Origin of the sequence: Mesorhizobium sp. AD1-1 (assembly GCF_020164655.1) — a bacterium.
Lineage (GTDB): Bacteria > Pseudomonadota > Alphaproteobacteria > Rhizobiales > Rhizobiaceae > Mesorhizobium > Mesorhizobium ciceri.
Window position 1 is genome coordinate 26594 of the sequence record NZ_JAIUGP010000010.1, and the last position, 26543, is coordinate 53136.

Below are 26543 nucleotides of genomic sequence, written 5' to 3' on the forward strand. Positions count from 1 at the left end.
ACGAATTGCATTTTAAGTGTGCGGCAGGCCAGCTGCTGACGGCAGACGCATGTCGACGCCGTTCAGTGTTCGGTGATCAAGCAACGAGAGGCTAGAATGACGAAATACAAGCTCGAGTATATCTGGCTCGATGGATATACCCCGGTCCCCAACCTTCGCGGCAAGACGCAGATCAAGGAATTCGCCGAATTCCCTGAACTCGAGCAGCTGCCGCTGTGGGGCTTCGATGGTTCCTCGACCCAGCAGGCCGAAGGGCACAGCTCCGATTGCGTGCTGAAGCCGGTTGCGGTCTATCCGGATCCCGCCCGCACCAACGGCGTGCTGGTCATGTGCGAAGTCATGATGCCCGATGGTGTCACGCCGCATGCCTCAAACAAGCGCGCCACCATCCTCGATGACGAGGGCGCCTGGTTCGGCTTCGAGCAGGAATATTTCTTCTACAAGGACGGTCGCCCGCTCGGCTTCCCCGAGAGCGGCTATCCCGCACCCCAGGGCCCGTACTACACCGGCGTCGGCTATTCCAATGTCGGCTCCGTCGCGCGTCAGATCGTCGAGGAGCATCTCGACCTCTGCCTCGCCGCCGGCATCAACCACGAAGGCATCAACGCCGAAGTGGCCAAAGGCCAATGGGAATTCCAGATTTTCGGCAAGGGCTCCAAGAAGGCCGCCGACCAGATGTGGATGGCCCGCTACCTCCTGCAGCGCCTGACCGAGAAATACGGCATCGACATCGAATACCACTGCAAGCCGCTCGGAGACACCGACTGGAACGGCTCTGGCATGCACGCCAACTTCTCGACCGCCTATATGCGCGAAGTCGGCGGCAAAGCCTATTTCGAAGCGCTGATGGCGGCCTTCGACAAGAACCTGATGGATCACATCGCCGTCTACGGCCCGGACAACGACAAGCGTTTGACCGGCAAGCACGAGACCGCGCCGTGGAACCGGTTCAGCTATGGCATTGCCGACCGTGGCGCCTCGATCCGCGTGCCGCATTCCTTCATCAAGAGCGACTATAAGGGTTATCTGGAAGACCGCCGTCCGAACTCGCAGGGCGACCCCTACCAGATCGCCTCGCAAATCCTGAAGACGATCGCCTCGGTTCCGGCAAGCGCTCAGGTTTCAGCCGCCGCGTAAGTGTTTCGGACTGTATGACAAGAGGACCCCGGCGTTTCGCGCCGGGGTTCTTTTTTGGCCGTTACCCGGCGGACTGCATTCCCGGTAAAACATACCCAGAAAAAGTCAGGCAGTTCCGGCGGTCGCTAATCGCCCGTGAGTTCCGGCCGCAGCCGTGCGGGTCTGCGGCGATCACTCGCCAGAAAGCCCGGAAAACCGCCTTTTTCCAGCCCTTGTCCGGGGCGATGGATCTTCCATAAGCATCTGTTCATACAACGGAATCGGTCATTCGCCACCCGGCTGGCGGCGTTGACAGATCACGCTACGGCATGCGTATTCGCTGGCCTTGGGGTTACGTCACGCAATGCTGTTCGGACGGGCGGGGTTTTCTTGAACGGCGGCATTGGCGTGGGCGCCGGACGAGCGGTCACTGTAGCCTGAGACAGTGCTCCGCTCGCTCCTGGCTCCGACGTTGGCGGCCGAACCGCCTCCCTTGATCATTTACTGAACACCGCCGAGTTGTGATTGAAGCGACGCGCTCAAAAGCCGGCCGCTCCGATGGACCGTAGGTCCAAGAATCCGGGCATCCTATGATCGTCGAAGACGAAAGGCGGATACGGCTGTCCATGCGCGGCTGCCGTGCAGGCGAGGCATGCCGGTCGGCTGGCAATCCTATTGGAGCGCAGCAAAAAGCCCTTGAAAGAGGGACGTCTTTCAAGGGCTTGAGCATTATAGCTAATCTTGGACCGAGATTGAATCTCAGACGGAGTAGTACATGTCGTACTCGACCGGATGCGGGGTCATTTCGAAGCGCATCACTTCGGCCATCTTCAGCTCGATATAGCTGTCGATCTGGTCGTCGTCGAAGACGCCGCCGGCTTTCAGGAAGCCGCGGTCCTTGTCGAGGCTCTGCAGGGCTTCACGCAGCGAGCCGCAGACGGTCGGGATCTTCTTCAGCTCCTTCGGCGGCAGGTCGTAGAGATCCTTGTCCATCGGCTGGCCGGGATGGATCTTGTTCTTTATGCCGTCGAGGCCGGCCATCAGCAGCGCTGAGAAGGCGAGGTAGGGGTTCGCGCCCGGATCGGGGAAGCGGACCTCGACGCGCTTGGCCTTCGGCGACGAGCCGAACGGGATACGGCAGGAAGCCGAGCGGTTGCGCGCCGAATAGGCGAGCAGAACCGGCGCTTCGTAACCCGGCACCAGGCGCTTGTAGGAATTGGTCAGCGGGTTGGTGAAGGCGTTGATCGCCTTGGCATGCTTGATGACGCCGCCGATGAAGAACAGGCAGCTTTCCGACAGACCGGCGTATTCATTGCCGGCGAAGGTCGGCTTGCCGTTCTTCCAGATCGACATGTGGACGTGCATGCCCGAGCCGTTGTCGCCGAAGATCGGCTTCGGCATGAAGGTTGCCGTCTTGCCGTAGGCGTTGGCGACCTGGTGGACGACATACTTGTAGATCAGCATTTTGTCGGCGTTGCGCACCAGCGCGTCGAACTTGATGCCGAGTTCGTGCTGAGCCGCCGCCACCTCATGGTGATGCTTTTCGACGCGCACGCCCATCTCGGCGAGCACGGTCAGCATTTCCGAGCGCATGTCCTGCGCGCTGTCGATCGGCGGCACCGGGAAGTAGCCGCCCTTGATGCGCGGACGGTGGCCGAGATTGCCGGTCTCATAATCGGTGTCGTCGTTCGACGGCAATTCCGTGGAGTCGAGCTTGAATCCGGTGTTGTAGGGATCCGCCTTGTACTTCACATCGTCGAACACGAAGAATTCGGCTTCCGGGCCGACAAAGATGGTGTCGCCGATGCCTTCGGCCTTCATGTAGGCCTCGGCCTTCTTGGCCGTACCGCGCGGATCGCGGTTGTAGGATTCACCCGAAACCGGATCGAGGATGTCGCACAGGATGACCATGGTCGACTGCGCGAAAAACGGGTCCATGTGGACCGTTTCCGGATCGGGCATCAGCACCATGTCGGACTCGTTGATGGCCTTCCAGCCGGCAATCGACGAGCCGTCGAACATCACGCCATCGGCGAACATGTCTTCCTCGACCTCGATGACATCCATCGTCACGTGCTGCAGCTTGCCCTTCGGGTCCGTGAAGCGCAGGTCGACGAATTTCACGTCGTTGTCCTTGATCTGCTTCATGATGTCTTTGGCTGTCGTCATGTCATGTATCCCTGTGTGATGACTTTTTTTGATGATGACGTTTTTCGGGAGGATGGCGCGGTCGGTCAGACCGCGTCCATGCCCGTTTCGCCGGTGCGTATACGCACGACTTCCTCGATATTGGAAACGAAGATCTTGCCGTCGCCGATACGACCGGTCTGGGCCGCCTTGCGGATGGCCTCGATCGCACCTTCGACCGCGTCGTCGCCAAGCACGACCTCGATCTTCACCTTGGGCAGGAAATCGACGACATATTCGGCGCCGCGGTAGAGTTCGGTGTGACCCTTCTGACGACCGAAGCCTTTTGCTTCGGTGACGGTGATGCCTTGCAGTCCGGCCTCCTGAAGCGCTTCCTTCACTTCGTCGAGCTTGAATGGCTTGATGATCGCTTCGATCTTTTTCATGTAAAAAGTGGCCTCCACTGCCAAAAAAACGGGTTGTGACCCCCCGCTTGCGCCTCCATCAAGCACGAACTGTGCCAATTCAGCGGATTCTAAGCGGTCTCATAAGATTTCAAAGCCGCGCCGCACCGGGATGCAAATTCGCGTCATTCGCTGCACCGGAAGCAGCATGGACTGCCAGAGCCTACACAGCGCCAGCACCCACGTCCGCACAAAAATCGGGCATATTGCCTATCCCCCAGGCAATTTTCTGCCCGCGATGCTTTCGTGCCAACGTTATGGCTGCAGATCTCGGCAACTCCCCCTTGTTTGCTTAGGATCGAAATCGGACAATGCTTGATCGCATGCGGATCGGCAATCCATGAGCAACGAACTTCTTTCCCCGGCCGAAATGAGCGAGGCTGATCGGCTGACGATTGCCGCCGGCCCAGCCGACGGCATCGGCCTGATGCGGCGCGCTGGTGGAGCGGTCGCGGCCGAGGTTCTCAAGCGCTACCCCTCGGCAAAGCACATCCATGTGCTGTGCGGGCCCGGCAACAATGGCGGCGATGGTTATGTCGTTGCCCGCATCTTGGCCGGCAGCGGCGTCGGCACATCGGTCTGGGCATCCGGCGCGCCGAGGCCGAAAAGCGATGCGGCGCTCGCCGCCGCGGAATGCCCGATCAAGCCCCGGCCGCTGTCTGACTTTGACGCCAAGCCTGGCTCGATCGTGATCGACGCGCTCTATGGGGCGGGGCTGTCGAAGCCGCTGTCCGGCGACGCCGCGAAAGCCATCGATACAGTGACAGCCCTGAGCCTGCCCGTGGTCGCGGTCGACCTGCCGTCCGGCGTCTCTGGAAGGAGCGGTGACATATTGGGCAGGGCGTTTCGTGCCGAGGTCACCATCACCTTCGCGCGGAAAAAGCCTGGCCACCTGCTGCTGCCGGGGCGCGGGCAATGCGGTGAGATCGTGCTCGCCGATATCGGCATCGGCGACGGCATCATCGCCCAACTCGCCGTTTCGACCTTCGAGAATGCGCCCGGCCTGTGGTTGCAGGAATTTCCCGTGCCGGCGATGGATGCGCACAAATACAAGCGCGGCCATGTCGGCGTCTTTTCCGGCGGCCCAAGTGCTACGGGCGCGGCGCGGCTGTCGGCGCTGGCCGCCGCCAGAAGCGGGGCAGGGGCGGTCACCGTGCTGTCGCCTGGCAATGCCATGCAGGTGAACGCGACACACCTGACCTCGATCATGCTGCGCGAGGCGGGTTCGCTCGAGGAGGTGCAGGAATTCTTGACGGCGCGGCATCCCGAAGCGCTGGTGTTCGGACCGGGGCTCGGGCCAAAGCCCAAGGTGGGCGATTTCGCCCTGCAGCTGATCAAGGCTTTGGAGGAGGAAGCACGCGACGAGGCGACCGCGAACCACGCCAGTGCGATGGTTCTTGATGCCGACGCCATCACCTCTCTGGCTCACCAGCCCTCGGCACTGTTCGAAGCCGCCCGTCAGCCGAATGCTCCAGCCCTGGTGATAACGCCGCATGAGGGAGAATTCGGCCGCCTGTTCCCTGATATCGCCGGGGACAAAACCATGTCGAAATTGGACAAGACGCGAACGGCCGCCGCGCGGGCCAACGCCGTCATCGTCTACAAGGGCGCCGACACGGTCATAGCAGCGCCCGATGGCAAAGCGGCGATCAACTCCAACGGTGCACCGTGGCTGGCCACAGCCGGGTCAGGCGATGTGCTGTCGGGCATCATTGCCGGTTTGCTGGCGCAAGGCATGCCGCCCTTCGAGGGCACCTGCGCGGCGGTGTGGTTGCATGCTGAGGCCGGCAGCCGGTTCGGACCCGGTCTGATCGCCGAGGACCTGCCGTTGGCACTGGTGCCGGTGTTGCGCGACCTCTTCGACGCGCGCACGGCTGCCCAATGAGCCGCGCGCTCGCTCTGTTGTTTGCCACCCTCATCGTCGTCTTGATGGTGCCGACTGCGCGCGCCGAAGGTCCTGTGACGATCGTCGACGATCCGGCGGTGCTCGCCGCACTCGATGCCAGGGGTTTCGGTTTCGCCGATGTTTTCGGGGTCGACGGCGAGGGCGGTCTGAAGACGCTTTACGACGAGGCGCCGGCCTTTCACGCCATCGTCGAAACGGTTGCCTCCGATGTTGCAGCACTTCGTGCCGATATGAAAGCCGGCGGCCGGACGCTCTACGAAGTCACCGACGGCAATGTCGGCCGCATCATGGACATGCGCTGGCTGAAGACCGACGCCGCGCGCTTCCGGCTGGTCGGCGTCATCAACCGGCTCGATCGTCGCGACTTCGCGGTGCTGCAAGGCGACAGGAGCTGCGGCGAGGTGCGCTTCATCTACCGCCTGGCCTACAGCTTTCGCAAAAACGGCAAGCTGCTGGCGTCGCGCCTGCCATTCAATTTCAATGCCGTCTACAGCGCCGCCCCCGACGCCGATGGCGGCTGCGTCGGTGTTGCCGGGCGCTGGACGCCCCAGCTTGACGAGAGCGTCGATGCCGGCTGGCTGACCGGCGGGCCGCTGGAGAGAGCTGGGCTCACCTTCAAGCAGCTGGAGCTCAACGCACAGGTGGTGCGCTTCCCCTCCGGCCAGGAAACCGAGTTCGGTGGCCAAGCGGCCTATCTCATGCGGATATTCGGCATCGATGGCGCCGATATCAGCGAAAAACCGCTGGACAACACGCCCGACACCGCACGGCTTTCGCAGGATGCGGCGCTGAAGGCACGGCTCGCCGTCTATGTCGGCGCCAATTTGCCGGCGTTTGACGAAGGCGTCTATGAGATTCCCGACGAGTTCCTGGCCAGAAAGATCATCTCATGGTCGACCTTCGGCAGCGCGCGGCAGGCCAATCATCCGTTTACGCAATTGTTCCAGCCCAAGGAATTCGCACCGCTCGATTATTCCACGCTGAAACTGGTGCGCACGCCGGAAGCGCTGGTCGAGCGGCTGGACAATGGCGCCTGCCAAGGTTGCCATCAGGCCGGCTCTACTGCCGGCTTCCATTTCATCGGCCTTGACGACGAGACGACATCGCCGTTGAACCGCATCGAGGTCGGGATTTCGCCGCATCTTCATGCCGAGATCCCGCGCCGCCAGGCCTGGCTGCGCGCTACAGCTGAGGGCAGGGAGCCGAACCGCTTCCGTCCGCTCTCCTTTGCGCCGCCGGCAGCCTGGACGGACGCCGCGGTCGACTACGCGCCGGCCGAGATGGCCATGCCGTGCCTGATGCCGGAAGATGCCGCGCGGTTCGGCGCGACCTGGCAATGCGGCGGCGGCACCGTCTGCACGCCGCTGGCCACCGCTTCGGGCGTGCACACGAAACTGGCGCAATGCCTGCTGCCCAAAGACAGCGAAAAACTGTTTTCCGGTCATCCCTGCCTGACCGGCTCGATCGCCAGCAATGCGGCGCAGCCTTTCAACGACCGCTACAGCAAATCGGGCCAGTTCGCGGCCTTCGCCTCGGACATTTCCCGTACCGCCTACACCTGCCGACCGCCGAAGATCGGCGTGCCTGGCGGCATCGCCTATCGCGGCTGCGACGACAAGGACCGCTCCTTCGCGGCCTTCAAAGCCGGCAAGCCGATGCCGAACGAGATTTGCGGGCTGGTCGGCGGCAAGAAATTCGACATCTGCGTGGCCACCAACAATTTCGACCAATGCCTTGGCGGCGCCGTCAATCGCGGCAACCGGCCGGCCTGTTCGGCCGATCATTTCTGCCGCGAGGACTATATGTGCCAATCGCTGCCGCCGGACACGCCGGGCATCGGCAAGGTCAGAGGCATCGGCTTCTGCTCGCCGACCTATTTCATCTTCCAGATGCGCATCGACAATCACGCAACGCCATGGGTCAGTCCCGTCCGCGCCACCATGGGGGCGGGGTTCGGCGCGGCGGAAGAGGAGTGAGCTACAGCTTTGGCAGCAATTCCGGGCGGCACCTACCGATCGAGATAGGCGGCGATTTTCGACGTCCACTCGCTATCGAAATGATGGACCCGCTCCACAACAATTTCACTGCTCAGCAGGCTCGACAGGGCAGAAATCGAAACCGGTTCTATTGTGGGAGCCGAGTTGTATCCAAGCGCAGCCAGACGTTCCGACCATGGTGGATGGTCTGCCTTTTCGTCATCGGGGGCATCCCAGGCCTTTTGCGCATATTCTTGCAGGATGGGGTGGCTCAATAGCTCATTGGCGGCCATCAGAACCCGTTGAAGCGGCGGATGAGGCGGGACCATCATGCCAAGCAGTTCACGCTTGAGCGGTGTGTAAACTCTATCATTGAAAAATGCATCGGCAGCGGCGATCAAGAGCAGCGCGCGCGCTGCTTCGTGAGAATCGCCTGACTTTGCCGCATGGAGATCGGCATCGATTTCTGCTCGTCGCGACAATCGTATCTCTTCGCGTTCCAGTGACTGAGAGAGCGGACCCAGCAGCATGTAGAACAGGCTTCCGGAAACGGTCTTTCCTGGGGGAGCGTAGTCGAAGATCAAGTCGAAGCTTTTGTCGAGTTCGGCAAGATTGGGCCCGCCGTTCGTATCCTTGTTCTTTAAATGTGCATCTTCGTGAGCCAGAATCGCGGCGAAGGCCTTGTCGTCGGTCACCGCGAGCAATGGAATGCCTACGGTCAAGACCGCCCGACGGCCGAGCAGACCGAGAAATGGACGCTCTTCCCCTATGCTGGCGTTAAGGCTGTCGCTCAGCACGATCGTGGTTCGGCTGGCGCGGTGCTTGCCCGCAATGCTTTCCCACACGGCCCATAACTGGGGAGCCGAATTGCGAGACATGCCTTCCACCTTGCTGCGTCGAAAGCCGGCAAAGAGCATCCCGATCAACAAAACGAAAGCCAACATTGCAGCCGGTATGGCGACAATACCGCCCGCGATGACCGCGAGCGGGTGCCGATCAAGCAACACCAGCCACAGCAGCACCGGGCAGAACAGCGGGAGAGCAAAAAGCAGGATGGCAAATCTGCCAAAGCGCGTTCCCGAATAGAGGATCAAGCGCGACATCAGCGCCTCACAGCGGGATGTTGTCGTGCTTCTTCCAGGGGTTCTGCATGTCCTTGTTGCGCAGCATGCGCAGCGCCCGGGCGATGCGGCGGCGGGTCGAATGCGGCATGATCACCTCATCGACATAGCCGCGCTCGGCGGCGACGAAGGGCGACAGGAAGCGATCCTCGTAAGCCTTTGTATGGGCTGCGATCTTTTCGGCATCACCGATGTCCTTGCGGTAAATGATCTCGACCGCGCCTCTGGCGCCCATCACCGCGATCTGCGCCGTTGGCCAGGCATAATTCATGTCGCCGCGCAGATGTTTTGAGGCCATCACGTCATAGGCGCCGCCATAGGCTTTGCGGGTGATGACGGTGATCTTCGGCACGGTCGCCTCGGCATAGGCGAACAGCAGTTTCGCACCATGCTTGATCAAGCCGCCATACTCCTGCGCCGTGCCCGGCAGGAAGCCGGGGACATCGACGAAGGTGACGATCGGAATCGAAAAACAGTCGCAGAAGCGCACGAAGCGCGCCGCCTTGCGGCTAGCGTCGGAATCGAGCACGCCGGCCAGCACCATCGGCTGATTGGCGACGAAGCCGACCGTGCGGCCCTCGACGCGTCCAAAGCCGGTGACGATGTTCTTGGCAAAACTCTGCTGGATCTCGAAGAAATCGCCTTCGTCGGCGACCTTCAGGATCAGCTCCTTGATGTCGTAGGGCTTGTTGGCGTTATCGGGAATCAGCCGGTCGAGCGACAAATCATGGTCGGTGACCGACTGGTAGCATTCGATCTCGGGAAGCTCCGATGTGTTGGAAGCCGGCAGCAGGTCGACCAGCCGGCGCATCTGCAGCAGCGCCTCGACGTCATTGTCATAGGCTCCGTCGGCGATCGACGATTTCGTCGTGTGGACGGAGGCGCCGCCGAGACTCTCGGCGGTCACCGTCTCGTTGGTCACGGTCTTCACCACATCCGGCCCGGTGACGAACATGTAGGAGGTGTCGCGCACCATGAAGATGAAATCGGTCATGGCAGGCGAATAGACGTCGCCGCCGGCGCACGGTCCCATGATCACGGAAATCTGCGGGATGACGCCTGAGGCCAGCACGTTGCGCTGAAAGATCTCGGCATAGCCGCCGAGTGCCGCCACGCCTTCCTGGATGCGCGCGCCGCCGGCATCGTAGAGGCCGATGATCGGCGCCCGGTTGCGCAGCGCCATCTCCTGTACCTTGATGACCTTCTCGGCATGCGCTTCCGACAGCGAGCCGCCGAACACGGTGAAATCCTTGGCGAAGAGGTAGACCGGGCGGCCGTTGACCGTGCCCCAGCCGGTGACGACGCCGTCGCCGGCGATCTTGGTCTTCTCCATGCCGAAATCGGTCGAGCGGTGTTCGACATACATGTCGAATTCCTCGAAAGAGCCCTCGTCGAGAAAGACTTCGATGCGTTCGCGCGCGGTGAGCTTGCCCTTCTTGTGCTGGGCATCGATGCGGGCCTGGCCACCACCCATGCGGGCGATCTCGCGTCGGCGCTCGAGTTCCTTCAGCACGTCCTTCATCGATTACCTCCCAAGCCAGCGGCATTTCGTGGTAATCGTGCCGGCAAGCGAGCGCAAGCGCCGCTTGCTCCGTGGATTTTGCTGCGCTGCAGCATGACGCCCCTTGCATTTGGTGGCGAACTGGGCCATATGCGGCGGCATAGGCGCTTGGGCCGGAACTTATCCGGCCTTCTCGACGAATGAGACTGGTTGCGTCTGTTTTCCCTCTTTCCGGTATATCGGCCCTTTTTCCGGTAAATCACAAAGCGGCGAAAAAGCCCCGTGGCATGATGCCTGCGGGCACGACAGCGCAGCCGAGTGGACGAACCCGTCCGCCCGCCTTGTCGTTTCATGAAAATTTGTTGGACGGCAGGTTGCGCCCTGCCGCCATCGATGTTTGCGGCCAGAAGCCGCGTGAAAGAAGATTATTTTGACCAACGAAAACACTTTGCCCGGTAGCAACACTGCGGAACTCACCGGTTTCGCGGCACTGGGTATTACGGGCGCGCTGCTCAAGGCCACCCACAACGCCGGCTTCACCGAGCCGAAGCCTATCCAGGCGCAGGCGATCCCGCCGCAGATGGAAGGCCGTGACATTTTCGGCATCGCCCAGACCGGCTCCGGCAAGACCGCGGCCTTCGCTCTGCCGATCCTGTCGAAGATCATCGCACTCGGCACCAAGCGCCGGCCGAAGACGGCGCGTGCGCTTATCCTGGCGCCGACGCGCGAACTCGCCGTGCAGATCGAGGACACGATCAAGATCCTCGCCAAGGGCGCGCATGTCTCGACCGCGCTCGTGCTTGGCGGCGTCTCGCGCTTCAGCCAGGTGAAGAAGGTTGCGCCCGGCGTCGATATCCTGATCGCAACGCCCGGCCGGTTGACCGACCTGGTGCGTGAGGGCGACCTCATACTTGCCGACACCAAATGGCTGGTGCTCGACGAGGGCGACCGCATGCTCGACATGGGCTTCATCAACGACGTCAAGCGCATCGCCAAGGCGACCGCGCCCGATCGTCAGACGGTGCTGTTCTCGGCGACCATGCCCAATGAGATCGCCGAACTGGCCAAGGGCCTGCTGAAGAACCCGATCCGCGTCGAAGTCGCGCCGCAAAGCACGGCAGCGGCCGAGATCGTGCAAGGCGTCGTCTTTGCCCGCACCAAGCAGAAGCGCCAGGTGCTGTCGACGATGCTCGCCGATGAGGCGATGAAGTCCGTCATCATCTTCTCGCGCACCAAGCATGGTGCCGACAGGGTGACCAAGGACCTCGAGCGCGATGGCTTCAAGGCCGCCGTCATTCACGGCAACAAGTCGCAGAACGCCCGCCAGAAAGCGCTGAACGATTTCCGCGACGGCTCGGTGCGCATTCTGGTGGCGACCGACATCGCGGCGCGTGGCATCGACGTGCCCGGCATCAGCCATGTCGTGAATTTCGATCTGCCTGATGAAGCCGAGAGCTACGTCCACCGCATCGGCCGTACCGGCCGCAACGGCATGGACGGCATCGCGATCACGCTTTGCGATCCTTCCGAGAACAGCAAGCTGCGCCAGGTCGAGCGCATCATCCGCACCAAGCTGCCGATCGTTGCCGACCATCTCGGCAGCCCCGATCCGCTGCGCAATCCGGCTGAAAAGAACGAGCGTTTCGAGCCGGCCAATGACCGCAACGACCGCAATGGCCGTCGCGACGGCAGGCGGCCCGGTGGCGAGAACAAAGGCAACGGCTTTGGCAAGAAGCGCTTCGGCGACAAGCCGGCCTTCGCCGGCGAGCGCAAGCCGGACGGCGCCAAGCCGGCCTTCAAGGGCAACAACAAGCGCCGCTTCGGCGGTAAGCGTCCGGCTGCGCGGGCCGCGTAAGCCAGACCGCGCTGCAGTCAGTCAAGCTTCGGCTGGCTGATTGCCGAGACGAAACAAGAAAAGGGCGGCCGAAGCGATGCTTCGGTCGCCCTTTTTCGTCGCCTACTTCACCACCGCTTCGATCCAGACGGCGATCCTTTGCGCCAGAAACGCCGTGGTCGATGGCGACAGCGCGTCGCCGGCAATGACGTGATTGTCCGGGTCGCCAGTGTCGTCGACCGGAACCAGTTCATGCGGCGCGCCCCAGCGCCCGGCAATCTCGCGGCTGCGGTCGGCCCGCACCACTTTGTCCGAATCAGAAAAGATGAACAAAGCAGGGACGGTCGCCTTCTCCACCGGCGCGCCATAGGCAAGCTCGGTCAGCGCCTGCATCGGCAAGGTTGCTTCGATCGGATAGCGGGTGGTCCAGAATTTTTCATTCAGCGCGTTGCGCGGCACGAAGCTATGTTCCTTGCCGGCGACCAGCCTGGCGATCTGTTTGCCCCACGGCATGGTCAGGATCCCGGCGCCCGAAGCCTTGACGCCGAAGTTCGGGGAGATGAACGCAATCGCCGCCACCCCGTCCGACGCACCGGGCTGCGTTGCCGCCCAGACCGCCAGCGAGCCGCCGGTCGAAGTCGAGATGACGATCACCTTGTCGCCGATCGCCCGGCCGATGGCGAGCGCCTCCTCATAGTCGTTGATCCAGGCATTGATGCTGCCTTGCGTCATCGCTGCGCCATCCTGCCCATGACCGGTAAGCCGTGTGTAGAAGAGATTGGCGTCAAGCTGTTCCGCCACTTCGTCAGGCAGCGGGCGGACCTCGCCCTTCGATGCGGAAAAGCCGTGGATGTAGACGATCGATAGCGGGGTCCTGGCATGCACCAACGGATCGGCCCAGACGATCTCCTTCTCCAGCCCGTCTCGGATTCCGGGGATGGCGGCTTCCGCCTTTGCCACATAGGCCTGCGGATCGTCGCCGATGAGCGAGGGATCGAAACGGATCGTGGTGTCGACGCGAACGCGCGGGCCGAACACGAAGGCCAGTGCGAGAACGGCAATAAGGCCCAGCACAGCAAGCACGATCCGTCGCCCCATCGCAGACTCCACGCAGCACTTGTCTCAACCATGGCGACGGCGGCCCGAAAACGGGGAGCCTGCCAATTTCGCAGGCGTCCTATTCGATCGGCGGTTTGCGGTCGTAATGCAGAGGCCGCGCCTTCCAACTGGTCATCAGGCTGATAAACCCTCTGCACAGCGGCCTCGGCAGCAGGGCGAGCAGTTTCAGCGGCCAGCTTGTCCGGCGCGGGAAATGGACTTCGAAACCGCCCGACTTGATGCCCCGCGCCATGCGGCGCGACGCACGGCTGACCGGCATCAGTCCCGGCATCGGCAGCATGTTCTTCTCGGTCAGCGGGGTGTCGATGAAGCCAGGATTGAACACCTGGATACGCACGTTCATCTTGTCGAAATCATACTTCAGCGACTCGGCCAGGATGTTGATGGCCGCCTTGGTGCCGCCATAGGCGGCCGTTGTCGGCCAGCCGAAATAGGACGTCACGGAGCCGACCAGCACGACATGGCCGCGGGCCCGCACACGCATGCGTTCGACCGCCGGCACGAGGCCGTTGATGATGCCGAAATAATTGACCTCGAAGGACCGGCGAAAGTCGTTGACGACAAGATTCTCCCCCGGCGTCGAAATGTAATTCCCTGCATTGAAGATGGCGAGCACGATGGGACCGAGCTCCTTCTCGATCGCGGCGACGGTTCTTGCCATGCGCGGCTCGTCGGTGACGTCGCAGGGAAAGGCCGTGACGCTGCCCGGCATCTGCGCGGTCTCGACGACAAGCGTGTCGATCGGATCGTCGTCGAGCGCCGTCACCGCGACGGCATAGCCCTGGGAAGCAAGATCCCTGGCCAGGGCACGGCCGATGCCGCTCGATCCGCCCGTGATCCAGGCGACGCCGTGCTTCGGGTTGGCCCGGTAGAGTGTCATGCTGCGCCCTGTCGACTTGTTGGTGCTTTGCTCTAGCGATGAAGAAATCGAATGAAAAGCTGCTTTTCAACGTCAGCCGGAAAATGAGCTGTGGCGCAAGAGGTCGGTTTCGGGAAGCGCTGACGCAACTACAGTACCGCAAATGCGACTGGACCAGACAAATTCTTGCCTTGAAACTGCAGCTTCGGGTTTCTAGGGTTTCGGCGCACCTACACAAGGAATCCTGAATGCCCCGTTCTGTGATCGACGCAATCGGCAACACGCCTTTGATCCGCCTCAACAAAGCTTCGGAACAAACCGGTTGCGAGATCCTGGGCAAGGCCGAATTCATGAATCCGGGCCAGTCGGTCAAGGATCGCGCCGGCCTGTTCATCATCCGCGATGCCGAGCAGCGTGGGCTGCTGAGACCCGGCGGTGTCGTCGTCGAGGGAACGGCGGGCAACACCGGCATCGGGCTGACGCTGGTCGCCAACGCGCTCGGCTATCGCACCGTCATCGTCATTCCCGACACACAGAGCCAGGAGAAGAAGGACACGATCAAGCTGCTCGGTGCCGAACTGATCGAAGTGCCTGCCGTGCCCTACAAGAACCCCAACAATTACGTGAAACTGTCGGGGCGGCTGGCCGAGCAACTGGCGCGGACCGAGCCGAACGGCGCCATCTGGGCCAACCAGTTCGACAATGTTGCCAACCGTGACGGCCATATCCGCACCACAGCGGAGGAAATCTGGAGCCAGACCGGCGGCAAGGTCGATGGCTTTGTCTCGGCGGTCGGTTCCGGCGGCACGCTGGCCGGCGTCGCCTTTGGGCTGAAAGCGAAAAGCAAGGATGTGAAGATCGCGCTGGCCGACCCTCTGGGGGCCGCGCTCTACTCCTTCTACACCAGCGGCGAGCTGAAGTCCGAAGGCAGCTCGATCACCGAAGGCATCGGGCAGGGGCGCATCACCGCCAATCTCGAAGGGTTTACGCCGGACTTTTCCTTCCAGATCCCCGATGAGGATGCGCTGCCGATCGTCTTCGACCTGATCCAGGAAGAGGGGCTTTGCGTCGGTGGCTCGACCGGCATCAACATTGCCGGCGCGATCCGCCTGGCCAGGGAATTGGGTCCCGGCCACACCATCGTGACCATTCTTTGTGACTACGGCACGCGCTATCAGTCAAAACTGTTCAACCCGGAATTCCTGCGCGAGAAGCAACTGCCGGTGCCAGGCTGGATGGAGCTGAAGAGCACAATTTCGGTGCCGTTCGAAAAGGTCGCGTGATGGCAAACAGGACGGATGCCCTGTTTCGCGACGACGCCTATCTGCGGACGGCGGATGCGACAGTCGTTGCCGTCAACGACCGCGGCGGCATCATCCTCGACCGGACGATCTTCTACGCCACTTCGGGCGGCCAACCGGGCGATACCGGTTATCTCGAACGCGCGGACGGCAGCCGCATCGCCATTGCCGCTACCCTCACCGGCGAGACCAAGGACGAGATCATCCATGTGCCGGCGCCTGAGCAAGCGGTGCCACAGGTCGGCGAGACGGTGAGGCTGGCCATCGACTGGGAACGCCGGCATCTCCTGATGCGCATGCATGCGGCTTGCCATTTGCTCACCGTCGTCTGTCCGTTTCCAATCACCGGTGCCGCCGTTTCCGAGGACGACAGCCGTGTCGACTTCGACGCTCCGGAGCCGGCTTCACCAAGGAGGACATCACCGCCGGGCTGATGGAGCTGGTGCGGGCCGATCATCCGATCTTTGTCAGGCTGATCAGTGACGAGGAACTGGCCGCCAATCCCGGCCTGGTGAAATCCAAGAACGTTCGGCCGCCGGCCGGCACCGGCAAGATCCGCCTGGTCTGTATCGGCGACAACGCCTCGGTGGACAGCCAGCCCTGCGGCGGCACCCATGTGAAGAGCACTGGCGAAGTCGGCGAAATCCACATCGGCAAGATCGAGAAGAAGGGCCGTGAAAACCGGCGCTTCCGCATCCGCTTTGGGCCGATGCCGGCAAACTGAACAGACAGTGATCGCCAAAAGGCGAGCAGGAGCACAAAATGGCCGAGGACAGCCCCTTCACCGTCGACGCAGACTGGCTGCAGCAACGTCTCGGCCAGCCGGGCCTGACGATCATCGACGCATCCTGGTATCTCCCGGCGCAGAAGCGCGATGCGCGCGGCGAGTACGATTCGGCCCACATCCCGGGCGCACGATTTCTGGATCAGGATGCCGTTTCGGATCCGGATTCGCCCTTGCCGCATACGCTGCCGTCACCGCAGCATTTTGCCCAGTATGTCGGCGCCATGGGCGTTTCGGCCGATGACACCATCGTCGTCTACGATGGTCCGGGCTTCTTCTCGGCGCCCCGGGCGTGGTGGATGTTCAGGGTCATGGGCGTCTTCCAGACCTATATTCTGGATGGCGGCTTCGATGGCTGGAAAGCCGCCGGCAGACCGGTGACGGCTGAGCCGACGAAGATCGCGCCAAGCGTGTTTCATGCCGATTTCGACTCCGGGCGCGTCGCCAGCCTCGCCGACATGCGCCGGATCGTCGACACCAGGGCAAGCCAGATCGCCGACGCCCGGGGACCGGGCCGCTTCACCGGCACTGAACCTGAGCCGCGCGCGGGTATCCGCTCCGGCCATATGCCTGGCGCGCGCAATCTGCCCTATTCGGTGCTGTCGGAAAATGGCGAGCTGCTGTCGAAGGACCGCCTGCGCAAGGCGATCGAGGAGGCCGGCATCGATCTGTCGAAACCTGTCGTCACCTCATGCGGCTCCGGCATTACCGCAGCGGTGGTGACGCTGGCGCTGGAAACACTTGGCCATACCAACAACAGGCTTTACGACGGCTCCTGGACGGAGTGGGGCGGGCTTTCCGACACGCCTGTCGTGACCGGCCCCGTTGTGATCGGCAAGGAATGAAGACGATGGAAAACGGCGCGCTGGAAGATATTGACGTCACGGTGACGTTTCTCGAGATGCATGTGCCGCCGGCCTATTCGCCGCCGGTGCCCTACAACCGTCAGATCGCGCTGCTGAAGACCAAGGACATTCCGCTGCATTTCTACCGCTATCTGATGGACCGGGTGGGGCGCAAATGGCACTGGGTCAATGTGCTGAGGCTGGATGACGACGAGCTTGCCGCCGGCATTCATCGCGAGGATCGCGACATCAGGGTCCTTTATCTCGACGGCGCACCCGCCGGCTTTTTCGATCTCAAGCCGCATCTGCCGGAAGAAGTCGAGCTCGCCTATTTCGGCATGATGGAACATGCGACGGGACAAGGCATCGGCCGCTGGTTCCTGGGCTCCGCGATCGCTGCCGCCTGGTCGCATGGGCCGAAGCGGGTGACGGTGCAGACCTGCACGCTCGATCATCCGGCGGCTCTGCCGCTCTACCAGAAGCTCGGCTTTGCACCGGTGGCGCAAAAGAAGGAAATCGTGCATCCGCTGCCTTTCGCCGAGCGCGCGGCCAGCGTCATGCGGCCCTAGCCGGAAGCTGACACCAGCTCGAATCTGAACCTGTCGTTCATCGGCCCTTCAGGCTGCTTTTGGCATGTTGCCCGCACCATCAATGCGGCCAAGGCCGAAGGAGACGAAGACATGCTGACCCGCCGTACACTTGCCGCCGCGCTGATCGCGGCGATTGCCATGCCAAGCCTCGCCGCAGCCCAGGCGACGACGCCTTCGGCCGCGACGATCGAGCGGAAGCTCGAGGCGGCACCGCGTGTGAAATTGCGGCCGAACGAGCGCGTCACCATCCGGGAATTCAAGCGGCGCCCGGATTTGCGCCGCATGGCCCGCTCGATCGATATCCAGTCGATCAACTTCGCCTTCGGTTCGGCGGCTATTGCCAACTCGCAATACGACAAGATCGAGACTATTGCCGACGCGCTGCGGCGAATCCTGCGCCGCGATCCCGGCGCCCGCGTGCTGATCGAGGGCCATACCGACGCCGTCGGCTCCTTCCAGTCGAACCAGGCCCTGTCCGAACAACGCGCCGCTTCGCTCAAGCGCACATTGGTGCGCGAATTTAGGGTGCCCGGCCATGCACTGGAAACGGTTGGTTACGGTGAGGAGTTTTTGCTGGTGCAGACGCAGAACGAAAACTGGCAGAATCGCCGGGTGACGCTGCGCCGCTTCGACGATTTCATCCGTTGAGTCGCAGCTCCGAAATTTAATTAGCCGGCGCCTTTGACAGGAACCTGATGAGAGCCGATCGCCGAGGGGCGATCGGCTTTTCGACATTTGGCAGGAATCGGGTGGGCGGCGAGGGTTCAAGGACATAATTTCCAATCACGACACCGGAGATTTTTCCATGACCATCCAGTTCAAAGCTTTGCCGACCGAAGCTGTCAGGACGCTGCAGCGTGGTGGCGTCGATGCTTATGGCCAAACGCCCGAGCGAAAGGTCTCAGATGGTGACGGCATGCCTTGCCGGCATTGTTTGAAGAACATAGGAGCCGGCGATGCCTATCTTGTTCTGGCATACAGGCCATTCCCGCAGCTTCAGCCCTATGCCGAAACCGGGCCGATCTTCCTGCATGCCGAGGCATGCGACGGCGCTGCCGAGGGCGAGGCGCTGCCCGAGATTCTCGACAGCCCCGACTACATCGTGCGCGGCTATGGCAGGGATGACCGTATCGTCTATGGCAGCGGCGGCGTGGTCCCGACCGGAGACATCACCAGGCGGGCCAAGACCTTGTTGGAACGCGACGAGATCGCCTACGTCCATGTCCGCTCGGCGCGCAACAATTGCTACCAGTGCCGCATCGAGCGCGCTTGAGGCTGAGATTAGCCGCTGGAAACAGCTGTCGTACTCCCGTCGCATAGTCGCGATAGAAAGCCATTGTCGATCGATTTGCCGACCGCGGATGAACCGGCGGCAAATCTCGACATCGAGGAAGCGGGGCTTTGGCTCCGCTTTTTTGTTGCGTGCGTTTGGAGCAGACGTATTCCACGCAAGAAAAAAGCCCGCCGGCATGGCCGACGGGCTGCAACTGTTTGGCTGGAGGGCCTTTTAGTTGAACTTGTACTTCGCGCCGAGGCGCACGGTGTGGAAAGAGGAAGTCGAGGTAAGGGTGTCGTCAGGTGCGCCGAATTCCGAAGAAAAGTCCTTCTTGGCGAACTGCGAATAGCGATATTCGAGGCCAACGGTGACATTGCTGGACAGAGCCGTTTCCAGTCCGCCACCGACCGAGAAGCCGCTGGAGCCCCAGTCGAGGATGTCGCCGATCGGGTCGGAAGCGTTCAGGTCGAAATGCTGCCAGCTGTAGCCGGCAAGCGCATAGGCAAGGGTCGATTCGTTCATCTTCATGCCAACGCGGCCCAACACATCGAACCCATAGTCGGTATCGACGTTGATCGATCCGCCGCCGAGATCCAGCTTGGAAGTCATGCCGGAGTAGCGTGCATCGACCATGACGCCTGCGACCCAGCTGCCGAAGTCATGATCGTAGCCGACGTTCAGTTCACCAAAGGCACCTTCGCCACCGAGACCATTGAATTCCAGGTCGCCGAGCGGCGGAACGTTGATCTGGTGCACGGACGCACCGGCACCACCAGCGCCGCCGATATAGAAGCCGGTCCAGTTGTAGGCTGGCGTCTCGAAGGCAGCACCGCCGCCGTTCTGGGCACCGAAACGGTAATTGGCTGCGATCTGGAAAGTATGGCGCGAGGTGTCAAGATTGAGGAGACCGTCCGGAACCCCGACGATGCCAGCCTCGGAAAGAAGATCGTCCTTGGTCCCGAAGCCCGTATAGCGATACTCAGTCTTGATCGTCCAATTGCTGTTGATGGCCGTTTCGATGCCACCTCCGACAAAATACCCGCTCTGATCCCAATCAAAGTCGAAGCCAGCGTTCGTATCGAGCTTGTACTTCTGCCAGGAATAGCCACCCAGCACGTATCCCAGAGTGTTTGGCGTCAAGAGGTAGCCGAGACGCAGGCCAGCGTCGAAACCGTAGGTTTCCTTGATCGAAGCGTCGAATCCCGTAATGTCCAGCGTGGTCCCGATGTTGCCGACGTGAGCGTCCAGCAGACCACCGATGAGGAACCGCGGCGCGACCATATAGTCATAGCCAACCGTCAGCTCACCGTAGACGCCTTCGCCACCAATGCCGTTCAGCGAGACTGGAATAAAATCGCTGCTGAGCTTGTGTACGTTGGCACCGGCGCCGACGCCAAAACCAACGTATAGACCGCTCCAGTTAAAGCCGGCAGCTTCTTCTACCGGCTGCACGACGTCTGCTGCGTGAGCAGCAGATATCAAAGCCACAGCAGAAACAGCACCAAGAAGAAAAGATTTCGCGGATGTGCGAATGAACATATGCCCGTACCCCATGAGTAAACCCAGAATGTCTCTAGCAGGGAACCGGCCGGCACGGGAATGACAAATATGCAACAATGATGAGCAAAGTGCCGTTGCGTCACATCTTTCGGCGCCATGCTTTGCCTGAAAAACAGGCTCGCAAGAAAAAACCCGCCGGCATGGAACCGGCGGGCTGGATTGAAAGGAGCTGTTTTTCGCGAAAATCAGGCGGCGAGTACCGCTTTCGGCTCGACCAGTTCGTAGCCGAGCGCCTCGGCGACTGCGCGGTTGGTGATCTTGCCCTTGTGGACATTGAGGCCGTTGCGCAGGTGATGATCGTCGACCAGCGCCTTCAGGCCCTTGTCGGCGAGCTGCAGGCCGTAGTGAAGCGTCGCGTTGTTGAGCGCGTGGGCCGACGTGACGGGCACGGCACCCGGCATGTTGGCGACGCAATAGTGGATGACGCCGTCGACCTCATAGGTCGGCTCGGCATGGGTGGTGGCGTGCGAGGTCTCGAAGCAGCCGCCCTGGTCGATGGCGACATCGACCAGCACCGAGCCTTTCTTCATGCCCGACAGCATTTCGCGCGAAACCAGTTTTGGCGCCGCGGCACCCGGGATCAGCACCGCGCCGACGACGATGTCGGCTGAAAAACACTCTTCTTCCAGCGCCTCGACAGTCGAGTAACGAGTGTGGACGCGGCCGGCAAAGAGATCGTCGAGCTGGCGCAGGCGCGGGATCGAGCGGTCGATGATGGTGACGTCGGCGCCAAGGCCCGCCGCCATCCTGGCCGCGTGCAGGCCGACGACGCCACCGCCGAGAACGGTGACCTTGCCGGGCAGCACGCCGGGCACGCCGCCCAGCAGCACGCCGCGGCCGCCATTGGCCTTCTGCAGCGCCGTGGCGCCGGCCTGGATCGACAGGCGTCCGGCAACTTCCGACATCGGCGCCAGCAGCGGCAGGCCGCCACGGTCGTCGGTCACGGTCTCGTAGGCGATTGCCGTTACGCCGGACGCAAGCAGGCCCTTGGTCTGCTCCGGATCCGGAGCAAGGTGGAGGTAGGTATACAGGATCTGGCCTTCGCGAAGCTGCGCCCATTCGCTGGGCTGCGGCTCCTTGACCTTGACGATCATGTCCGACCTGGCGAACACCTCGGCGGCCGTCTTGGCAATCGTGGCGCCGGCGGCGCGATAGGCGTTGTCATCGGCGCCGATGCCGGCACCGGCCCCGGTCTCGACCAGCACTTCGTGGCCATGGGCGACATATTCGCGGACCGAGCCGGGGGTGAGGCCGACGCGGTATTCGTGGTTCTTGATTTCCTTGGGGCAGCCGACGCGCATTTTCTTCTCCTGATCCGGCCCTTTTGGGCTCGTTCCCTGTATGGCTGGAGTGAACCACGAATCGTTGCGCAGGTGTTTGCGAATGCGCTTGCGCCCACCGGCCGGTTTCGATAATTGTTGCGCGAAACAGCAAGATATTCGCAGGATTCACGAATAATGCCGCTCGACAGGATCGATATCGCCATTCTCGAGGCTTTGCAGAAGGATGGCAGGATACCCAATGCGGCGCTGGCCGAGAAGGTCGGCCTGTCGCAGTCGGCCTGTTCGCGCCGGCTCGACAATCTGGAGAAATCCGGAACCATTCGCGGCTACCACGCCCGGCTTTCCAATGTGGCACTTGGCCACCAGATGACGGCGATCGTGCACATATCGCTGTCGGGGCAGTTCGAGAAGACGCTGTCGGATTTCGAGGCGGCGATCAAGCGCTGCCCGAACGTGCTGTCCTGTCACCTGATGTCGGGCGAATACGACTACATCCTGCGGATCGCGGCGAAGGATCTCGTCGACTATGAGCGCATCCACAAGGAATGGCTGTCGGCGATGCCGCATGTGACCAAGATCAATTCGTCCTTTGCGCTACGCGAAATCGTCGACAGGACCGCCATGGGCATGAAGCCGGAAATGGCCTAGGCCTCCGTTACCACCCGATCCATCGGAATGTCGTGCGGCTGCGGGTAGATGGTCGCGATGCGCTGCAGCTCGTAGCCGACGCCGATGACCAGTGGCTTGAACGGCATCGCTGCCAGCGTACGGTCGAAGAAACCGCCGCCATAACCCAGGCGGTAGTTCAGGGGATCGATGCCGACGATCGGCGAGATGACGATGTCCGGCAGCACCGGATCGCCCTCGGCCGGGATCGGGATGTTCCAGACACCTTTCTCCAGCCGGTCGCCTGCTTTGTAGGCGCGGAAGATCAGCGGCTGCCCCTTCTCGATGACGATGGGCAGGGCGGTGCGGCCGCCGCGTTCGTTTATGGACGCCATCCAAGACCGCAAATCCGGCTCGCCGCGAAACGGCCAGTAGAGACTGACCATGCGGCCGGCGATCTCGCCGATTACCGCGTCGAGGCCATCGGCGATGCGTTGCGACATTACCGTTCGCGCGTCGGCCGAAACAGCAAGACGCGCGGCGATCAGGCGTTCGCGCTCAGCCTTGCGCCAGCGTCTCACATCGGTCCAGTCGCTCGAAGGCGCACGGAATTCCGGATCGAGTTCGTGCATGAAACAGGGCGGCGAAGAATACTGCGCCGGAGCATCGTCGTCACGATCGTTGGCCATGCCTCACCTCATCGCGTGTTCGATGACGCTATACCTCGCGATACGATACAACATGTGCATTCACGACATGCAACGACGAGTCTCGGGCACTGGCCATCTGTTGTTGCATTGCACAAAAATACCTACATGCAGGACAGGCAATCTTGCTATCAAGGTGAACGAAATGAACGAAGCCAGGCATCATGTCGTCGTTGTCGGCGCGGGTTTCGGCGGCCTCGAGTTCACCCGTGCGCTTGCCGGCGCTCCCGTGCGCATCACCATGATCGACAAGCGCAACCATCACCTCTTCCAGCCGCTGCTCTACCAGGTGGCGACGACGGCGCTGGCCACCTCCGAGGTTGCCTGGCCGATCCGCCACCTCCTGCGCAACCGCAAGGATGTGACGACGCTGCTCGCCAATGTCACCGGTGTCGACCGCGCCGGCAAGCGCGTGCTGCTCGACGACGGCAGCGCGGTCGCCTACGACACGCTGCTGCTCGCCACCGGTGCCCGCCACGCCTATTTCGGCCATGACGAATGGGAGCCGTTCGCGCCTGGCCTGAAGACGCTGGAGGACGCCACCACCATTCGGCGGCGAATTCTCCTGGCCTTCGAACAGGCCGAGCGGGAGGCTGATCCCGCCAAGCGCCAGGCGCTGCTGACAATTGCGATCGTCGGTGGCGGGCCGACCGGCGTCGAGCTTGCCGGCACCATCGTCGAGTTGGCGCATGACACGCTGCGCGGCGAGTTCCGCAACATCGACACGCGGCAGACGCGCGTGGTGCTGATCGAGGCCGGCGACCGCATTCTGGCCAATTTCGCACCGAAACTTTCCGACTATGCCAGCAAAGCGCTCGAGCGGCTCGGCGTGACGGTCGAGCTCGGCCGGGCCGTCACGCGCTGCGACGCCGAAGGTGTCGTGTTTGGCGATAAGCAACTGGCCGCCCGAACGATCCTGTGGGCAGCCGGCGTTGCCGCTTCGCCAGCCGCTGAATGGCTGGGAGCGAAGGCGGACCGCGCGGGCAGGGTGCTGGTCGAGCCCGATCTAAGTGTGCCTGGCAGCCCGGAGATCTTCGTCATCGGCGACGCCGCTCATGTGCTGCGGCCAGACGGGCGGCCGGTTCCCGGCGTGGCGCCTTCCGCCAAGCAGGAGGGCCGACATGTTGCGGCTACCATCAAGGCCAGGCTCGGCGGCGACACGACCGCGCGTCCTTTCCACTACAGGCATGCCGGCGATCTGGCGACGATCGGCAAACGCGCCGCCGCCATCGATTTCGGCTGGATCAAGCTCACCGGCTGGCTCGCCTGGTGGCTGTGGGGAGTGGCCCACATCTATTTCCTGATCGGCTTTCGCAACCGGCTTGCTGTTTCGCTGAGCTGGCTATGGATCTACGCGACGGGGCAACGCAGCGCGCGGCTGATCACCCAGGGCGACGACGACAAGGGCTGATTTCCTCACCGGCACCGTTCATCCGCACGTCATCTGTTGCTGGTCGACTGACCTTCCGATGCACGCAACTTCTTGAATGGACTTGAGCCGATTTCGGCGCGAAGTTCGCTTCGGGGCAGGGCGTGTCACGTTGTCGATGAGGAGAAAACATGTCGCAACTGCTCCATCCCGTCTCCCGCCGCGATTTCCTCGCTGGCACCGCAGCTACAGGGGCGCTGATCGTGCTTCATCCCTTCTCCGCTCGCGCACAGGCCAACCAGGCGCATCTCCGGATCATGGAGACCACCGACATCCATGTGAACGTGCTGCCTTACGATTATTACGCCGACAAAGCGAACGACACGCTGGGCTTGTCGCGCACGGCCTCCCTGATCGACGCCGTGCGCAAGGAAGCGGTGAATTCGATGCTGATCGACAATGGCGACCTGCTGCAGGGCAATCCGATGGGCGACTACATCGCCTATGAGAAGGGCCTGAAGGACGGCGACCTGCATCCGATCATGAAGGGTATGAACCTGCTCGGCTACGAGTGCTCGACGCTGGGCAACCACGAGTTCAACTATGGCCTGTCGTTCCTGGACAAGGTGCTGGCCGGCGCCAATTTTCCCTTCGTCTGCGCCAATCTGATCCGCGGCACCGAGCTTGCCGCGAACCCGCGCGACGACAAGCTCTATCTCAAGCCCTATGTCATCCTCGACAAGAAGATCAAGGATGGTTCGGGCGCCGAGCAGCCGATCAGGATCGGCATCATCGGCTTCGTGCCGCCGCAGATCATGGTCTGGGATCTCAAGAACCTCGAAGGCAACGTCAAGACGCGCGACATCGTCGAGGCGGCCAAGGCCTGGGTGCCGCAGATGAAGGAGGCGGGCGCCGACATCGTCATTGCGCTGTCGCATTCCGGCATCGACGTGAAGCACGGCGACATGATGGAGAACGCCTCGTTCTTCGTCGCCGGCGTCGCCGGCATCGACGCGGTGTTCACCGGGCACCAGCATCTGGTGTTCCCCGGCAAGAAGGATTTCCAGTCGCTCGATGGTGTCGACACGCAAAAAGGCACGCTGCAGGGCAAACCCGCCGTCATGGGCGGCTTCTGGGGCTCGCATATGGGGCTGATCGACCTGATGCTGGAACGCGACGGGTCGAAATGGAAGGTCGTTTCCGCCACCTCCGAGGCGCGGCCGATCTTCGAACGCGTCGACAATAAGAACAAACCGACTGTCCCGGACGACAAGCGGATTATCGCGGCCCTTGAGCAGGACCACCAGGCAACACTGGCCTATGTGCGCCGCCCCGTTGGCAAGACCTCCGCGCCGCTCTATTCCTATTTCGCGCTGGTCGCCGACGATCCGTCGGTGCAGGTCGTCAGCCAGGCGCAGACCTGGTACCTCAGGGATATTCTGAAGAACACGCAATGGAAGGATGTGCCGCTGCTGTCGGCGGCCGCTCCGTTCAAGGCCGGCGGGCGCAACGGCGCCGACTACTATACCGACGTGCCCGCCGGCGATATCGCCATCAAGAACGTCGCCGACCTCTATCTCTATCCTAACACCGTGCGTGCGGTCGAAATCACCGGTGCGCAGGTCAAGGAATGGCTGGAAATGTCGGCCGGGATCTTCAACCGGATCGAGCCAGGGAAGGCCGACCAGGCCCTCATCAACACCGACTTCCCATCCTACAATTTCGACGTCATCGACGGCGTCACCTATAAAATAGACCTGTCGCAGCCGCCGAAATACGATGCCAAGGGCGGGCTGGCTAACGCCGGCGTCAATCGCATCGTCGACCTGAGTTTCGATGGAAAACCAATTGACCCCAAACAGAAATTCGTCGTCGCGACCAACAACTACCGGGCCGGTGGCGGCGGCAATTTCCCTGACATCAATGCCTCGAAGATCATCTATGAAGCGCCGGACACCAATCGCGACGTCATCGTCCGCTACATCGTCAGCGAGGGTACAATCAACCCGTCCGCGGACGACAACTGGTCGTTCGCGCCGCTGCCTGGAACCAGCGCCGTGTTCGAAACCGGCGCCAAGGCGAAGGATTTCATTGCGCAGCTGAAATCGCTGAAGATCGAGCCGGCAGGCGAGGGCGAGGCAGGTTTCGCGAAATACCGCATCCTGCTTTGAAGGTGGTTCGGGTCGGCTCGAGTCCCGG

At 62.1% G+C, this 26543-nt stretch carries 21 protein-coding genes and 1 pseudogene; 13 read left to right on the top strand and 9 right to left on the bottom strand.

Features of this window, described 5'->3' with window-relative positions; all coding sequences use genetic code 11:
• Positions 1-96: 96 nt before the first annotated feature.
• On the top strand, positions 97-1137 hold the full coding sequence (locus tag LB519_RS19115; RefSeq protein ID WP_013531450.1) for a glutamine synthetase beta-grasp domain-containing protein: 1041 nt from the start codon (positions 97-99) through the stop codon (positions 1135-1137).
• A gap of 738 nt (positions 1138-1875) precedes the next feature.
• Here the strand turns inward: LB519_RS19115 and glnA are convergent.
• Positions 1876-3285: a type I glutamate--ammonia ligase gene (gene glnA, locus LB519_RS19120; RefSeq protein ID WP_013531452.1), complete on the bottom strand. Its 1410-nt coding sequence runs from the start codon at positions 3283-3285 to the stop codon at positions 1876-1878.
• 65 nt (positions 3286-3350) lie between these two features.
• The gene (locus LB519_RS19125) at positions 3351-3689 is read right to left on the bottom strand and encodes a P-II family nitrogen regulator (protein WP_006205430.1); all 339 of its coding nucleotides are present in this window, start codon (positions 3687-3689) and stop codon (positions 3351-3353) included.
• 358 nt (positions 3690-4047) lie between these two features.
• On the opposite strand from LB519_RS19125, the gene LB519_RS19130 reads away from it, so the two are divergent.
• Both LB519_RS19130 and LB519_RS19135 read left to right on the top strand, forming a co-directional pair.
• Positions 4048-5592: an NAD(P)H-hydrate dehydratase gene (locus LB519_RS19130; protein ID WP_224620874.1), complete on the top strand. Its 1545-nt coding sequence runs from the start codon at positions 4048-4050 to the stop codon at positions 5590-5592.
• Entirely contained in the window at positions 5589-7589 is a 2001-nt protein-coding gene (locus LB519_RS19135) for a hypothetical protein (RefSeq protein ID WP_224620875.1), read from the top strand. The genes LB519_RS19130 and LB519_RS19135 overlap by 4 nt, the downstream gene beginning before the upstream one ends.
• Before the next feature lie 32 nt (positions 7590-7621).
• On the opposite strand, the gene LB519_RS19140 is transcribed toward LB519_RS19135, so the two are convergent.
• Entirely contained in the window at positions 7622-8692 is a 1071-nt protein-coding gene (locus LB519_RS19140) for a M48 family metallopeptidase (RefSeq protein WP_224620876.1), read from the bottom strand.
• Positions 8693-8699: 7 nt separating this feature from the next.
• Positions 8700-10232, bottom strand: coding sequence for an acyl-CoA carboxylase subunit beta (locus LB519_RS19145; protein ID WP_027028871.1), 1533 nt, complete (start codon positions 10230-10232; stop codon positions 8700-8702).
• Positions 10233-10641: 409 nt separating this feature from the next.
• On the opposite strand from LB519_RS19145, the gene LB519_RS19150 reads away from it, so the two are divergent.
• Positions 10642-12066 (top strand): DEAD/DEAH box helicase, encoded by a 1425-nt coding sequence (locus LB519_RS19150; RefSeq protein ID WP_127385355.1) that lies wholly within the window; start codon positions 10642-10644, stop codon positions 12064-12066.
• 102 nt (positions 12067-12168) lie between these two features.
• Here LB519_RS19150 and LB519_RS19155 read toward each other — a convergent pair whose 3' ends face one another.
• A complete protein-coding gene (locus LB519_RS19155; protein ID WP_013531457.1) occupies positions 12169-13143 on the bottom strand; it encodes an alpha/beta hydrolase in 975 nt (324 codons plus the stop codon).
• 79 nt (positions 13144-13222) lie between these two features.
• Positions 13223-14044: an SDR family oxidoreductase gene (locus LB519_RS19160; protein WP_024505081.1), complete on the bottom strand. Its 822-nt coding sequence runs from the start codon at positions 14042-14044 to the stop codon at positions 13223-13225.
• A 227-nt stretch (positions 14045-14271) separates the two neighbouring features.
• On the opposite strand from LB519_RS19160, the gene LB519_RS19165 reads away from it, so the two are divergent.
• The 6 genes and pseudogenes from LB519_RS19165 to LB519_RS19190 all read left to right on the top strand — a co-directional run bounded on the left by LB519_RS19165 (position 14272) and on the right by LB519_RS19190 (position 18816).
• Positions 14272-15306, top strand: coding sequence for a cysteine synthase A (locus tag LB519_RS19165; RefSeq protein ID WP_224620878.1), 1035 nt, complete (start codon positions 14272-14274; stop codon positions 15304-15306).
• A pseudogene (locus tag LB519_RS19170) lies at positions 15306-16048 on the top strand (alanyl-tRNA editing protein). The gene LB519_RS19165 and the pseudogene LB519_RS19170 overlap by 1 nt, the downstream one beginning before the upstream one ends.
• A gap of 38 nt (positions 16049-16086) precedes the next feature.
• The gene (gene sseA, locus LB519_RS19175) at positions 16087-16953 is read left to right on the top strand and encodes a 3-mercaptopyruvate sulfurtransferase (protein WP_224620880.1); all 867 of its coding nucleotides are present in this window, start codon (positions 16087-16089) and stop codon (positions 16951-16953) included.
• Positions 16954-16958: 5 nt separating this feature from the next.
• The gene (locus LB519_RS19180) at positions 16959-17522 is read left to right on the top strand and encodes a GNAT family N-acetyltransferase (RefSeq protein ID WP_013531462.1); all 564 of its coding nucleotides are present in this window, start codon (positions 16959-16961) and stop codon (positions 17520-17522) included.
• A 111-nt stretch (positions 17523-17633) separates the two neighbouring features.
• Entirely contained in the window at positions 17634-18191 is a 558-nt protein-coding gene (locus LB519_RS19185; protein WP_013531463.1) for an OmpA family protein, read from the top strand.
• A gap of 157 nt (positions 18192-18348) precedes the next feature.
• On the top strand, positions 18349-18816 hold the full coding sequence (locus LB519_RS19190; protein WP_224620881.1) for a DUF1203 domain-containing protein: 468 nt from the start codon (positions 18349-18351) through the stop codon (positions 18814-18816).
• A gap of 234 nt (positions 18817-19050) precedes the next feature.
• Here the strand turns inward: LB519_RS19190 and LB519_RS19195 are convergent, their stop codons facing one another.
• Both LB519_RS19195 and ald read right to left on the bottom strand, forming a co-directional pair.
• Positions 19051-20358 carry an outer membrane protein gene (locus LB519_RS19195; RefSeq protein ID WP_063168057.1) on the bottom strand — a complete coding sequence of 436 codons (1308 nt, stop codon included), beginning with the start codon at positions 20356-20358 and terminating at the stop codon, positions 19051-19053.
• A gap of 206 nt (positions 20359-20564) precedes the next feature.
• Entirely contained in the window at positions 20565-21680 is a 1116-nt protein-coding gene (ald, locus tag LB519_RS19200) for an alanine dehydrogenase (RefSeq protein ID WP_023812057.1), read from the bottom strand.
• Between the two features lie 156 nt (positions 21681-21836).
• Here ald and LB519_RS19205 point away from each other — a divergent pair, with 156 nt between their 5' ends.
• The gene (locus LB519_RS19205) at positions 21837-22310 is read left to right on the top strand and encodes an Lrp/AsnC family transcriptional regulator (RefSeq protein WP_024505089.1); all 474 of its coding nucleotides are present in this window, start codon (positions 21837-21839) and stop codon (positions 22308-22310) included.
• Here the strand turns inward: LB519_RS19205 and LB519_RS19210 are convergent.
• Complete coding sequence (locus tag LB519_RS19210) at positions 22307-22957, bottom strand: 5-formyltetrahydrofolate cyclo-ligase (RefSeq protein ID WP_224620882.1); 651 nt, start codon at positions 22955-22957, stop codon at positions 22307-22309. The genes LB519_RS19205 and LB519_RS19210 overlap by 4 nt on opposite strands.
• A 163-nt stretch (positions 22958-23120) precedes the next feature.
• On the opposite strand from LB519_RS19210, the gene LB519_RS19215 reads away from it, so the two are divergent.
• Entirely contained in the window at positions 23121-24386 is a 1266-nt protein-coding gene (locus LB519_RS19215; RefSeq protein WP_224620883.1) for an NAD(P)/FAD-dependent oxidoreductase, read from the top strand.
• A 149-nt stretch (positions 24387-24535) separates the two neighbouring features.
• Positions 24536-26515 (top strand): bifunctional 2',3'-cyclic-nucleotide 2'-phosphodiesterase/3'-nucleotidase, encoded by a 1980-nt coding sequence (locus tag LB519_RS19220; protein WP_224620884.1) that lies wholly within the window; start codon positions 24536-24538, stop codon positions 26513-26515.
• Positions 26516-26543 lie beyond the last annotated feature (28 nt).

What these genes read in the sequence shown, in the direction of transcription:
- LB519_RS19115 (WP_013531450.1), top strand. Translation starts at nt 97, where the DNA reads ATGACGAAATACAAGCTCGAGTATATCTGGCTCGATGGATATACCCCG.
- LB519_RS19205 (WP_024505089.1), top strand. Translation starts at nt 21,837, where the DNA reads ATGCCGCTCGACAGGATCGATATCGCCATTCTCGAGGCTTTGCAGAAG.
- LB519_RS19180 (WP_013531462.1), top strand. Translation starts at nt 16,959, where the DNA reads ATGGAAAACGGCGCGCTGGAAGATATTGACGTCACGGTGACGTTTCTC.
- LB519_RS19165 (WP_224620878.1), top strand. Translation starts at nt 14,272, where the DNA reads ATGCCCCGTTCTGTGATCGACGCAATCGGCAACACGCCTTTGATCCGC.
- LB519_RS19210 (WP_224620882.1), bottom strand. Translation starts at nt 22,957, where the DNA reads ATGGCCAACGATCGTGACGACGATGCTCCGGCGCAGTATTCTTCGCCG.
- LB519_RS19145 (WP_027028871.1), bottom strand. Translation starts at nt 10,232, where the DNA reads ATGAAGGACGTGCTGAAGGAACTCGAGCGCCGACGCGAGATCGCCCGC.
- LB519_RS19140 (WP_224620876.1), bottom strand. Translation starts at nt 8,692, where the DNA reads ATGTCGCGCTTGATCCTCTATTCGGGAACGCGCTTTGGCAGATTTGCC.
- LB519_RS19160 (WP_024505081.1), bottom strand. Translation starts at nt 14,044, where the DNA reads ATGACACTCTACCGGGCCAACCCGAAGCACGGCGTCGCCTGGATCACG.
- LB519_RS19135 (WP_224620875.1), top strand. Translation starts at nt 5,589, where the DNA reads ATGAGCCGCGCGCTCGCTCTGTTGTTTGCCACCCTCATCGTCGTCTTG.
- LB519_RS19195 (WP_063168057.1), bottom strand. Translation starts at nt 20,358, where the DNA reads ATGTTCATTCGCACATCCGCGAAATCTTTTCTTCTTGGTGCTGTTTCT.
- LB519_RS19125 (WP_006205430.1), bottom strand. Translation starts at nt 3,689, where the DNA reads ATGAAAAAGATCGAAGCGATCATCAAGCCATTCAAGCTCGACGAAGTG.
- ald (WP_023812057.1), bottom strand. Translation starts at nt 21,680, where the DNA reads ATGCGCGTCGGCTGCCCCAAGGAAATCAAGAACCACGAATACCGCGTC.
- sseA (WP_224620880.1), top strand. Translation starts at nt 16,087, where the DNA reads ATGGCCGAGGACAGCCCCTTCACCGTCGACGCAGACTGGCTGCAGCAA.
- LB519_RS19220 (WP_224620884.1), top strand. Translation starts at nt 24,536, where the DNA reads ATGTCGCAACTGCTCCATCCCGTCTCCCGCCGCGATTTCCTCGCTGGC.
- LB519_RS19215 (WP_224620883.1), top strand. Translation starts at nt 23,121, where the DNA reads ATGAACGAAGCCAGGCATCATGTCGTCGTTGTCGGCGCGGGTTTCGGC.
- glnA (WP_013531452.1), bottom strand. Translation starts at nt 3,285, where the DNA reads ATGACGACAGCCAAAGACATCATGAAGCAGATCAAGGACAACGACGTG.
- LB519_RS19130 (WP_224620874.1), top strand. Translation starts at nt 4,048, where the DNA reads ATGAGCAACGAACTTCTTTCCCCGGCCGAAATGAGCGAGGCTGATCGG.
- LB519_RS19155 (WP_013531457.1), bottom strand. Translation starts at nt 13,143, where the DNA reads ATGGGGCGACGGATCGTGCTTGCTGTGCTGGGCCTTATTGCCGTTCTC.
- LB519_RS19190 (WP_224620881.1), top strand. Translation starts at nt 18,349, where the DNA reads ATGACCATCCAGTTCAAAGCTTTGCCGACCGAAGCTGTCAGGACGCTG.
- LB519_RS19185 (WP_013531463.1), top strand. Translation starts at nt 17,634, where the DNA reads ATGCTGACCCGCCGTACACTTGCCGCCGCGCTGATCGCGGCGATTGCC.